This is a genomic window from Neobacillus rhizosphaerae (assembly GCF_050477885.1).
GTDB lineage: Bacteria > Bacillota > Bacilli > Bacillales > Cytobacillaceae > Neobacillus > Neobacillus rhizosphaerae_A.
On record NZ_JBCNAC010000162.1, the window covers coordinates 102,575 to 115,064 of the forward strand.

Consider the following 12,490-nt stretch of genomic DNA (forward strand, 5'->3'; position numbering starts at 1 on the left):
AAAGGGTGACCGTTTAAACTGGCACCAGTGTCAAGGACATATGAAGAAAAAGAGTTAAGATGCTAAAAGATGATTCCATTGAGTAGGGGTCATCTTTTTTATATTCCATAGATAATGATAATTGTTAATGTAACCTATATAGTGATTTATTTTCGTCTTTAGTTCCTCTGATGTTTTACAAGGTTGATAGTCTAATTCATCCTTTAAATGACCAAAAAAGACTCCTCGGGGCATTCTCCTAACAATTTCCTCTTCTAGACATAGACTGACCTAAACCAGATTTTTTTAATATCTTCTGATATTTAGGGCTTGCATGATGACTTCCTTGATCCGAGTGGATAAATGCCTCCGAATCCAAAATTTTGCCTTTGATAACTCATATTGGAGGAATTGAGGGCTGTAAAAATTTAAATCAAAGATACGAATTTCTTCTTCATATTTAATAGAGATGCAGTATGCTGAACAGTACTTATGGTGGAAGAAGAGGTCCGGGTAGTCACCGTTCTATATTATTTACTTTGGAAAATGAATATTTTCTAACTCAACGTTTTTCTCAATTGTTTTATATTCATATGTAGCAAAATACTCTTTACTAGTTTCTAGGAGCTGCCAAGTAGTTTTTTCAACATTAATTTTAAATTTTTTTGGGTGGGGTTCATATGGGTTAGTAACTTCAATCCAGTAATTATGACCGTTACTCCCTTTATTATGAACTAATATGCGTGATGTTGTACTTTTCTTACCAGGTAAACTGATTCCTATTATTAAAATAATCACTATAAGAGCAAGAATTATTAATACAATCTTTTTTTGCTTCAAATCAAATCACCTCCATTTCTTAACATTGTTTTACTATATTGTACATGTTTTGTAAATATAAACAAATACTTTAAAAATATGTAAAATTATATACAAAATACCATTTTTTACTATAATAGAATTATATTAAAGTAAAGGTGGGCAAGTAATGAAAAAAATTAGTATTTTACTAGCTGTTTTTTTATGTTTTTCTTCTTTAGTTTCTGCTAAAACATCTGCTGAAAGAAATAACATAGTAGAGAAAACTTCTGACGGAAGAGTAAAACCAATTGATAATCCTGAGGTTTTATCTGACAAAGAATTAGATGACGTGATGATTGCAATAGGGTATCCTGAAGATTTTTTCAGCAAGTTATCTAGAGAAGAGAAAATCAAGAATGCTAAAGATGGTGGAAAGGCCGTTAAACTTTCTATTAAAAATGTAAAAAAATACTATACTAGTTTATCTGGAGAATCTACTGAGTATACGAAAGAGAATATAAATAAAATAAAAAAACTTAAATTAAAAGATATAGAAGTATACAAAAAAAAGACTGGCCGATCCCTATCTATAATGCAACTTGGAAGCAATCAACCATTCACATTTAGACAATCATCTAATAGGGTGAAAAGTGTTACTGCAGCTTATTTACCACCTGAGGAAGAAACAGTGGATGGTGATTTGACATTAGGAACATATGCTACATATTTAGGAAAATGGGGAACCAATCTTGAATACAAATATACATCAACTGCATACTGGTCTGATAAACCTTTTATGACTATTACAGATGGATTCGCCACTATGTTCGATATTAATGCCACTCCTATTTCAAATACTTTTGACTCAGGTTATAACTTTGGTTTAAATATCCCGGACGGATACGGTGGATGGATATTAAAAACTTCTTCAGGTAAATTAGAGCCTGACGCTGACAGTCTTGGAATTTATGGTCATGGCGTAAAATGGGATTTAGCTGAAGCTGATTGGCAATTTGCCTATATGGATAGAAAAATAAGTGTAAGTCAAAGCAAAATAGGTAGTAGAGCACTTATTCAAACCAAATATCGACACACTTATACTAATCTTGATGGAAAGTTTGGAATTTCCATAGGACCTGCATCAATTACTTTCTCTGATTCTTCAGGGGAAGATTATGAAGTAGAGTATGGTTTTGATTATGGTGATGTGACGCAGGGTGGTTATGTCTATGGTTGGAATCAGTTGGATGATGGAAAATGGATATATATAGATCATGATGGAACTGCACACAGAGGATGGTTATCTACCGGAGGAAAATGGTATTACTTTGATCCAACTATAATGGTAACAGGTTGGAAATTAGTAGGAGGAAAATGGTATTATTTCAATAGTTCAGGTCAGATGGTAACCGGTTGGCTTAAACTAGGTGAAACCTGGTATTATATGAATTCATCAGGTGCGATGGTAACCGGCTGGCTTAAGCTAGGTGAAACTTGGTATTATTTTAGCTCCTCAGGTTCAATGGCAACAGGTTGGAAATCAATTGGAGGATATTGGTATTACTTTTATAGCAATGGTTCAATGGCCTATAACACTCAGATTGATGGATACAATTTAGGATCAGATGGTAAAATGCTATAATCACAAAACTAAAAAAATTGTTCAAGGGAGTATTTAAAACAGTTGCGCTTTTTATGAATTATAAGAAATTTTATTGTTTGACTTTCGAGAATTGGCCATATCCAGTGCCTAGCCCTTTGGGTCAAATGTTCTTCCGCAAAAAGTCAAAGATCGACTTTTATTGGTAAAGAACATTTGCCTGTAGGGGCTGATCAAGGCGTTTACGCTTTGATGTCTCCCATATACCTTTCGAATTCGTCTTTGTTCAATGGTTTACTGAATAGATACCCTTGCATTTGCACACAGTTTTTCGAAAGTAAAAACTCCTTTTGAAAGTCTTTTTCTACCCCTTCAGCGATGACATTCAGATGAAGGCTGCGGGCAAAATTAATGATGGCCTCTGGAATCTCAGTATTTCTATACTCCATATCGATATTCTGAATAAACGATTTATCAATCTTTAAGGAATCGATTGGTAAGTCCTTCAAATAACTTAAGGAGGAGTAACCAGTACCAAAATCATCAATTGAAATAGCAATTCCCATATTTTGAAGAGTTTGCAGTGAATGAACAATTTCAGTCGAATTGTTAAGAAGTATACTTTCGGTAATTTCAATTTCAAAGTTTTGTGGGTTTAAACGGCTTTCGGATAGAATTTCTTTCACACGTTTGACCATACTGTCCGGCTCTTGAAATTGACGTGCAGAGAAATTAACTGAAATTGATAGCGATTGGGAACGCTTCAGGTTCCAGCTGCTAATCTGTTGACAGGCTGTCTTCATGACGATCTCCCATAAAGGTTGAATGAGTCCCGTATCTTCAGCAATCGGGATAAACAAATCTGGTGACACGAATCCAAATTCTTCATCATTCCATCTGACCAATGCCTCAGCACCAAAGATGGTACCAGAGTCAGCATTGATTTTGGGCTGGTAATACACTTCAATTTCTTCATTCTCAATAGCTTTACGTAAACGGGCTTCTAATCTTGGTCTTTTTATATTTGATTTATTTATTTTTTCCGAATAAACCACTACTTTATTGCCGCCCATTTTTTTAGCTGCATACATAGCCAAATCTGCATAAATAACAAGTGTGTCTATATCTTTTGATTGATCAGGATACATGCTAACTCCACAACTGGCACCAAGGTAAATTTCACTGCCATCAAGAGAATATGATTTTTTAAGGTTGTTGACAATTCTTTCAGCAACATTTTTCGTTTGGGAGATATCAATGTCCACTAGAAAAATAATAAATTCATCTCCGCCTTGTCTTGTAATGATAATGGTGTCATCTTCCGGGAGGCAATCCTTAATACGGTTAGCAACGGTTTTCAATATTTCATCTCCCTTGCTATGCCCAAAGGAGTCATTGACCTGTTTAAACCGATCCAAGTCAATGAATAAAACAGATATTTTGTTACCCGTTTCATTAGCACGGTTAATAAAAGGGGTTAATTTTTCAAGGACATATCTTCTGTTTAATAGGCCTGTTAAAGGATCATGATAGGCCTGGTACTCTATGAGTTCTTTACTTTGATGTAAGTCTTTAACATAACTCTGCAAATGTTTAGAAAGAGAATTCACGTTTTCAGTAAGTAATCCTAACTCATCTTTTCGATTTAAGTGGATGTTTTTTTCGTAATTTCCTTGGGCGATATCATTGACCTGGTCAACGATATATCCAATTGGCTTTGTAATAGAACGAGAAAAGATAAAGCTGATAATTAATACAATAATCATAATGACAATAGACAGGAGGACATGGGCCATTAATTCATGACGAAGCTCCTGCTCAATCAAGCCATAATTATAAACAAGGCCAATCACATAGGCTTGGTCATTTTTAGGAAAAACGGGTACAAAGGTTTTCATTATACTTTTTCCATTCAAACAAACCTTATATGATTGCAATTCTTTCGTTTTTATCGCGTTTTTTACTAATTTTGTATCCTCTTTCACATTACGGTATTTGTAGGATCCATACCATATGGGTCTAGCGGAAATTCGTATATAACTATTTCCGTTTAGATGAACCACTTCACTCTTTTTACCAAAGTTTTTAGGATTGATGACTGATAGTTCTAGAACTCCCCGTTCTTTAATAAAACCTTCGATTACTTTTCCAGGTCCGAATCGTTCCTCGTATTCTAACACTTCATTGTCTCGAAAATAGGGGTTAATGATATAATTCGTAGACCCATCAAAATAATAGCCCCACTTATCGATATGTTCGGGATCGGAGGACGCAATTTCGATTGGACCGGACCAATAATACGGCAAGGTTAGCCCTTTTCCAACGGAAACAGGAGTTAAAGCGAACAGTTGTTTATAGGCATCATACCAATAGCCCCAATCCTTAGTTGACATGTTTATTTCTTCAGGGTCGGAAGATTTTATGCCGATAATGTCATCAGGCGTTTTGGCTAATAAGGTAATATGTGAAACTCCTACCTCTTTTGCTAATGATGTTAACTGTTCATTGCTTATGTCTTGGTAGTTTGGGGGAAGCTTTTGTTTTATTGCTAGTGAAGCTATTCTGAGGTCTCTGCCTAGAATATCCTCCACATAAAGCGAACCTTCCTTTGTTTTCTCTACTTGGAAGGAGACTTCTTTTATGATCATTTCGATTTCTTTCTCGTTATAGTTGAGTAACTGACTTTTAGAACGAACATAATGAAAGGTATTATTGCTTAGTAAAATCAAGAAAACTAAAAGGCAAAAAAGTAGCGGAATCTTTTTCTTAATGGACAATAATAAACACTCCAATTAGCTGAGGGGATAACCCTCTATTATCTGTTTAGTTTTTTCAAGCAGGACCTATATTATTACTTGAAATTTCCGTATATCATATGGGAATAAGATTAGTTTTGAAAAAAGAAAGGATTGTTGACGAATGGATTTTCTAAATAAGGTAGTTGTGGTCACAGGTGCGGCAAACGGAATTGGACGTGGCGTGGCATCAGCCTTTGCTGAAAAAGGTGCAAAGGTAGTTATAGCGGATATAGACTCTGAGTCAGGGAACATGGCCGCTCTCGAATTAAGAAACAATGGAGCAGAAGTACAATTTGTTAAAACAGAAGTTAAATCTGAAAAGGACATCATTCACCTATTTGAAACGACGAAGAATACATATGGAACCATTGATATATTAATTAATAACGCCGGGAAGAGTGTGTTTAAGTCTCCCTATGAGTTATCTATAGAAGAGTGGGACGATATCATCCATACCAATCTGCGAAGTGTTTTCCTTTGCTCGAGGGAGGCGGCAAAGTATATGAGAGAGAACGAAGGAGGAGGATCCATTGTAAACATCGCTTCCACTAGAGCACTAATGTCAGAGCCGAATTCAGAAGCATACGCTGCAACAAAAGGTGGGATTACTGCAATTACTCATGCAATGTCTGCTTCATTTAGTAACGATAGAATTACAGTTAATGCTATTTCTCCAGGTTGGATTCACACAGGAGACGAGTCAGAACTATCGGAACTTGATCATGAGCAGCATCTATCTAAACGTGTAGGCAAACCTAGCGATATCGCACGTGCCTGTCTCTATTTAACAGATTTCGAAAATGATTTTGTTACTGGTATTAATTTAGTCGTAGATGGCGGTATGACTCGGAAAATGATTTACACTGAATAAATTCACTTGGATTTCAGCTCCTTATTTGTTTCTCCATACTCGTACACTTATGAGTCACAATATGGTAAAATAGTGTAAATATTGTGAATAAGAGAGGGGGTCTCATAAATTGAAGCTGCCAATCATTGAAACAAAACTACGAATCCCTGCTGTGAAGGATGAATTTATCAGAAGAGCAAAACTAACACAGAAAATGAAAAAGATTCCTGACTACCCTTTGACCATCATTCATTCGGGTGCAGGTTTTGGAAAAAGTACGGCGCTTGCTTTATTTATGAGAGACGAAGCCATACAAGGGTGTTGGTACTCCATCTCGCCAATGGATGACGACATCCTGCCATTCCTTTCCTATGTCATCCATTCCATTCGCAGGGTTGTTCCCGAATTCGGAATGGAGCTATCGAATTATATTGATACGATGGACCGTTATATTCGGGCAGAAGAAATCAGTGTATTATGTTCACTTTTTATAAATGAAGTCCTTTCCATTCCAACTGAATTAACATTAATCTTAGATGACTTTCATCAAATAGAACATTCCTATACGATTAATAGCTGGATCGAGAAACTGCTTGAACACATACCTTCCAATTTACATATTGTTATTTCCAGCCGAAGTAGACCAGGATGGAAGCATTTGACGAAAATGAAGGTATGTGGGCAATTACTAGAAATCACGAAGGAAGATCTAGTCCTTACCCTTGACGAAATGGAACTGCTATTAACCGACCTTTATGGATTAGATATTGAGGCAAGCCATTTACAAACGATTTATCAGATGACAGAGGGATGGGTGATTGCTTTATGCATGATTGCACAGCAAATTCCTCTTACACAAGATATTTCAGATCTTTTTGAACACTCCTCACATTCACTTCAAGATTTATTCCAATACTTAGTGATGGAAGTCTTCTCAAAACAGCCTCCAATCATCCAACAGTTTTTAGAGCAGACCTCGATCTTTGATGAAATAGAGGAAGAAATTTGTGATGAGGTGATTGGGCTTCAATCAGCCTCTGGCATGTTAGAGCAATTAAAAGAAAGAAATTTATTTATACAAAAGGTAGGGTTGAGCCATTACCGGTATCATGCGCTTTTTAAAGAATTCTTAGAAGAGTCCCTCCAAAAAAACAATCCAACTAATTATGCTATGCTCCACGAAAGAGCAGCTCGTTTTTATGAAAAACGAGAATTGTGGGAGGAAGCCCTTCACCATTATAAAAAAATTAACCACTTTAAAGCGATTGCTTCTATTCTTCAGGAGAATGGTTTAAGAATGCTTGAAAGTGGCAAATTAGATAGCTTATTTGATCAGCTAACAATGGTTCCAGAAGTGGAAATGCAAGCCTACTACCTCCTTTGGTTTCTAAAAGCAGAGGTGTATCGTTACCGGTCCCAGTATCAAGAGGCAGAGGAGTGTTACACCAAAACCTTTGCCGGTGCTGAGAAAAAGCAGGACTATTTGGGCATGAGCAGGGCATTAGAAGGAAAAGCCAAAATCTATTTAGATACGATACAACCGCAGCTCGCAGAAAAAATTTTATATGAAGCAATTACTTATCGAGAGAAATCTAGGAGTTCAGCGGAGGAAAAAGGGAAACTCTATCACTTACTTTCTGAGAATCTATTAAACTCAGGTAAATCGTCTGAAGCAGAAAAATGGATAAAAAAGACGAAGGAATCGATGCTGGACAGCTTGGATGGAAATTTAGAAGCTAGATTATATCTACGAACCGGTCGTTTTGACCAAGCGAAGAAAGCGCTTTATTTTAAAAAAGGGGAGCTGAAAGGGACAAATGGTGCCTCCTTGCCGCAAGCCCACCGTGAAACCGATTTATTACTTTCCCTCATCGAAGCCTTTACAGGAGAAGGGATAAAGGCGAAGGAGCTAGCCCAAGCAGGGATTCAGCAAGGTATAAACCTAAATGCGCCATTTGTTGAAGCCTGTGGCTGGATTCGTATGGGGCATGCCGTGCAAGTGTTAAATAAATATGATTTAAATCTAGCAGAAACCTGTTACCAAACGGCATTAGATATTATGGAGCAGCTTAATGTGGATCGCGGTAAAGCTGAGCCACTTATGGGTCTCTGTATTTTGTATGGAACAAAAGGTGAGCTGGAACGAGCTTTGGAAGCTGGGGAAAAAGCCCTTCAGGAAACGGAAAAGGTTCATGATGTATGGCTGTCAGCACTTATTACTTTGTGTATGGGTATTACCTGTATTTATAATGATCGTTTGCCGAAGGCGCATCACTATCTAGAAAAAACCCAGTCATTATTTTTACTGTGTGAGGATTATTTTGGACTGATGCTAAGTCATTTCTGGATGTCTCATGTTTATTATGTACAGAAAAGTACGGATGGTTTTAGGAAGAGCATGACTGATTTTCTTAATATTGTGCAGAGTAACGATTATGAATTTTTCTTTCATAAAAGATCTGTCTTTAGCCCAAGGGATCTACAAGTTTTTGTTCCCTTATTATTGGAGGCGATAAAAGAAGAAATTCATCAACCGTATGTGGCGAAAATTCTTCAGAATATGGGTGTAGCCATAATCGACTCACATCCTGGGTATTCACTAAGAGTTCAGACACTTGGTCAATTTAAGGTTTGGCTTGGTGAGAAGGAGGTAGCTGACAAGGAGTGGCCAAGAGAGAAAGCGAAAGAATTGTTTCAGTTATTTATTACAGTAAGTGAGCCGATGGCGAAGGACGAAATAATCCAGATTCTATGGCCTTACCATGATAAAAAAAGTGCGGATCGCGATTTTAAAGTGGCGTTGAACAGTCTTCACCATGTATTAGAACCAACAAGAAAAGCAAGGGCTGCTCCTTTTTTTATCATAAGAGAAGGTATGTTTTATGGGTTAAACCCGCAGGCGGTCATCGAATTGGATACGACTGAATTTCAGTCCTGGATTCAGGATGGATTAAATGAGACTAACTTTGATAAGGTTGTTTATTTTTTAGATAAGGGCTTAACCCATTATCAAGGAGAATATTTACCTGACCGACGATATGAAGATTGGTGTATTAGTAAAAGAGAAAGTATGCTCGTTTATTTTTTACGAGGTGCTGAAAAAATGGCCCAGTTAATGGTCCGAAGAGAAAACTATGATACGGCCATTTACTGGTGTGAAAAAATTTTAGAGCGTGACCGAACCTGGGAAGAAGCTTACCGTTTACTTATGTATTGTTATTATCGTAAAAACAATCGTCCACAAGCGATGAAGTGGTATCAAAAATGCACAGAAGTGTTGGAAGAGGAGCTGGGGGTTTCGCCATTAGAACCAACCAAGCATATGTACGACATGATTATTGAATCACAAACCATTATCAATCCAATTGAGCAGCCTTAATAATAGAGGGCTGCTCTTTTTTCTTGAAAAAGTAATTTTTGGAAGTGGAATTTTACCTTTAAATGGTAAAATAGCCAATAACCCTGAAAAATGGGCCAATACTGTTAAAAAATGAGCCAATGTCTCTTGAAAATGAGCCAATTCCCTATTTTTAATAAAAACGAATTTGTAACTTGCATGTAACTCTCGTATTTTATCCTAAAATCAAAGCTTTATCAGTTTGTGAATTACTATTTTAAGGGGGAAAAAGAGTGAAGGGAAACAAAGGAAGATGGGCATTATTAGGATTACTTATTTTTATGATGGTATTTGCCAGTGCGTGCAGCTCCGACAAGTCATCATCTGAGTCAAATGACAAGGGTGGAGAAAAGACGGAAAATAAAGAACCAATTAAGATTGGGGTTCTTGCCTCTAAGACAGGTGCATTAGAAGCATATGGAAAGCAAACACTGCGAGGCTTTGAGCTAGGGCTTGATTATGCAACGGAAGGAAAAATGGAGGTTGCTGGTCGAAAAATTGAATTCATTGTAGAAGATACGGAAACGAAGCCTGAAGTAGCCGTACAAAAAGCAACGAAACTATTAGAAGAAGACAAAGTCGATTTCCTAGTAGGATCCTCTAGTTCAGCAGATACATTAGCTGTACTCCCGCTGGCAGAAGATTATCAAAAGGTGATGGTCGTTGAACCAGCAGCGGCTGATAGTATTACAGGTTCAGAGTTTAATAAGTATATTTTCCATTCCGCACGTAACTCCTCGCAAGATGCGGTTGCCGGTGCAGCAGCTATTGCAAAGAAGGGTGTGAAAATTGCTACACTTGCTCCTGATTATGCCTTTGGTCGTGATGGAGTAGCTGCCTTTAAAGAAGCAGCGAAAAAGCTTGGTGCAGAGATTGTGAAGGAAGAGTATGCAGATCCTGCTGCTACAGACTTCACTTCTAACATTCAAAAAATTGTTGAGGCAAAACCAGATTATCTGTTTGTCGTATGGGCTGGCGCTAACTCTCCATGGAAGCAGCTTTCCGATATGAAGGTACAAGAAAAAGGAATCAAGATTTCTACGGGCGCACCTGATATTGCTGCCTTATCAACAATGGAACCACTCATAGGTATGGAAGGCTTCACAGTTTATTACCATGACCTGCCAAAAAATAAAATCAATGATTGGCTAGTTACTGAACATAAGAAGAGATTTAACGGCGATGTTCCGGATCTATTTACACCAGGTGGAATGAGTGCTGCCATTTCCATTGTGGAAGCATTAAAGAAGACAAATGGCGATGCAGATTCTGCTAAGTTGATTCAAACAATGGAAGGTATGAGCTTCGACACACCGAAAGGCAAAATGACGTACCGTAAAGAGGATCACCAGGCACTACAAACATTGTATGCCATTAAATTAGAAAAGAAAGACGGAGTAGCTTACCCAGTACCGGTATTAATCAGGGAATTAACTCCAGAGGAAACAGCACCACCAATTCGCAACAAGTAAATTTATACTAAGCAAGAAGTAGTGAGTCTGATCCATTAATAAACATGACGAGGGTTTGACCGAAATCATCACTGGTCGCCCTCTTCCTTATTTTTAGCAAAATTGAGGCGGTGAAACAGATGGCAACTCTTATTGAAACAAATGACTTATCCATTAGCTTTGGCGGTCATACCGCAGTCGATTCCGTAAGTATTTCCATTCCAGAAAAGCACTTTAAATCTATTATCGGGCCCAATGGTGCAGGGAAAACTACGTTCTTTAATCTACTTAGCGGCCAGTTGTCTCCCACAAAGGGAAAAATCCTCTTCCGTGGGAAAGACATTACACGTTACTCCCCAACGCACCGTACAAGAGCAGGAATAGGCCGTTCCTTCCAAATTACCAACGTATTTCCGAACTTAACTGTTCTAGAAAATGTCAGATTAGCCGTCCAATCACAAGCAGGCATTCGCTATCAAATGCTATTTCATTATAAAAAGTACCGGGCATTTGAAGAGCGGGCATTAGAATGGCTAAAGCTTGTGCTTTTAGATGATAAAAAAGATTCATTAGCTAGTAATCTGGCACACGGGGAAAAACGGAAATTGGAAATTGCCATGCTGCTGGCTCTTGAAACCGAAGTCCTCTTATTAGATGAACCTACAGCAGGTATGTCACTTGAAGAAGTTCCAGCCATATTAGAAGTGATTAAACGAATTAAGGAGCAAGGAAACCGAACGATCATCTTGATAGAACACAAAATGGATATGATTCTCGATTTATCCGATTCGGTCATGGTCCTCTTTAATGGCAGGCTCCTTGCTGACGGAACGCCAGAAGAAATCATGAAAAACGATACAGTGCAGTCTGCATATTTAGGAGGTCATTTTGATGAGCGACCTATTGAAGCTTAATGGAGTGGAAACATTTATCGGACAATACCATATTCTCCAAGGAGTTTCCCTAGAGGTAAAAAAAGGCGAAGTAACAGTGCTTCTCGGGAGAAATGGGGCGGGAAAAACTACCACATTACGGACGATCATGGGACTGAACCCCTCGTCTAAGGGGAGCATTGTGTTTAAAGGCGAATCGATTCAGACACTGCCAACCTATACGATTGCTCAAAAAGGGATCGGCTATGTTCCAGAGGATCAGGGGATATTCGCAGGTTTAACCGTTGAAGAGAACATGAAAGTGGCTATTCAGAAAGACAACGAGGAAACAGCGAAACGGATGGACTATATTTTAAACCTGTTTCCTGACTTAAAGAAATTCTGGAAAAAACCGGGTGGGTTACTAAGCGGCGGGCAAAAACAAATGCTTTCCATTGCAAGAGCCTATGTAAATGAAAACGAACTCCTGTTGATTGATGAACCGAGCAAGGGGTTAGCGCCCATCGTAGTGGACAAAGTAATGGAGTCCATTTTACAAATGAAGGAACAAACCACCATTGTCTTAGTCGAACAGAATTTTATGATGGCGAGCACGATTGGTGATTGTTTTTACATTATTGATGACGGCAGGTCCGTTAGTCATGGAACAATGAAGCAGCTAAAAGAAGATGAAGAGATGAAACGGAAGTACCTAGGAATTGCTTAAGGAAGGAGGAAATTC

The 12,490-nt window shown here is 37.9% G+C and carries 8 protein-coding genes and 1 pseudogene; 6 read left to right on the top strand and 3 right to left on the bottom strand.

Features of this window, described 5'->3' with window-relative positions:
• Window positions 1-54: 54 nt before the first annotated feature.
• Window positions 55-346 (bottom strand): annotated as a pseudogene (locus ABES03_RS21910) (IS3 family transposase); the annotation flags it as partial.
• Window positions 347-513: 167 nt separating this feature from the next.
• Window positions 514-819, bottom strand: a complete 306-nt coding sequence (locus ABES03_RS21915) for a hypothetical protein (protein ID WP_430120673.1) — start codon at window positions 817-819, stop codon at window positions 514-516.
• A gap of 148 nt (window positions 820-967) precedes the next feature.
• Between ABES03_RS21915 and ABES03_RS21920 the strand changes: the two genes are divergently transcribed.
• The gene (locus ABES03_RS21920) at window positions 968-2,422 is read left to right on the top strand and encodes a hypothetical protein (protein ID WP_430120675.1); all 1,455 of its coding nucleotides are present in this window, start codon (window positions 968-970) and stop codon (window positions 2,420-2,422) included.
• 200 nt (window positions 2,423-2,622) lie between these two features.
• Here ABES03_RS21920 and ABES03_RS21925 read toward each other — a convergent pair whose 3' ends face one another.
• Entirely contained in the window at window positions 2,623-5,157 is a 2,535-nt protein-coding gene (locus ABES03_RS21925) for a bifunctional diguanylate cyclase/phosphodiesterase (RefSeq protein ID WP_430120677.1), read from the bottom strand.
• Window positions 5,158-5,299: 142 nt separating this feature from the next.
• Between ABES03_RS21925 and ABES03_RS21930 the strand changes: the two genes are divergently transcribed.
• The 5 genes from ABES03_RS21930 to ABES03_RS21950 all read left to right on the top strand — a co-directional run bounded on the left by ABES03_RS21930 (window position 5,300) and on the right by ABES03_RS21950 (window position 12,475).
• A complete protein-coding gene (locus tag ABES03_RS21930) occupies window positions 5,300-6,049 on the top strand; it encodes a glucose 1-dehydrogenase (protein ID WP_430120679.1) in 750 nt (249 codons plus the stop codon).
• 109 nt (window positions 6,050-6,158) lie between these two features.
• Window positions 6,159-9,407 (top strand): BTAD domain-containing putative transcriptional regulator, encoded by a 3,249-nt coding sequence (locus ABES03_RS21935; protein ID WP_430120681.1) that lies wholly within the window; start codon window positions 6,159-6,161, stop codon window positions 9,405-9,407.
• 251 nt (window positions 9,408-9,658) lie between these two features.
• Window positions 9,659-10,897: a substrate-binding domain-containing protein gene (locus ABES03_RS21940; protein ID WP_430120683.1), complete on the top strand. Its 1,239-nt coding sequence runs from the start codon at window positions 9,659-9,661 to the stop codon at window positions 10,895-10,897.
• Window positions 10,898-11,016: 119 nt separating this feature from the next.
• Window positions 11,017-11,790, top strand: coding sequence for an ABC transporter ATP-binding protein (locus tag ABES03_RS21945; RefSeq protein ID WP_430120685.1), 774 nt, complete (start codon window positions 11,017-11,019; stop codon window positions 11,788-11,790).
• Window positions 11,768-12,475 carry an ABC transporter ATP-binding protein gene (locus ABES03_RS21950; protein ID WP_430120687.1) on the top strand — a complete coding sequence of 236 codons (708 nt, stop codon included), beginning with the start codon at window positions 11,768-11,770 and terminating at the stop codon, window positions 12,473-12,475. The genes ABES03_RS21945 and ABES03_RS21950 overlap by 23 nt, the downstream gene beginning before the upstream one ends.
• Window positions 12,476-12,490 lie beyond the last annotated feature (15 nt).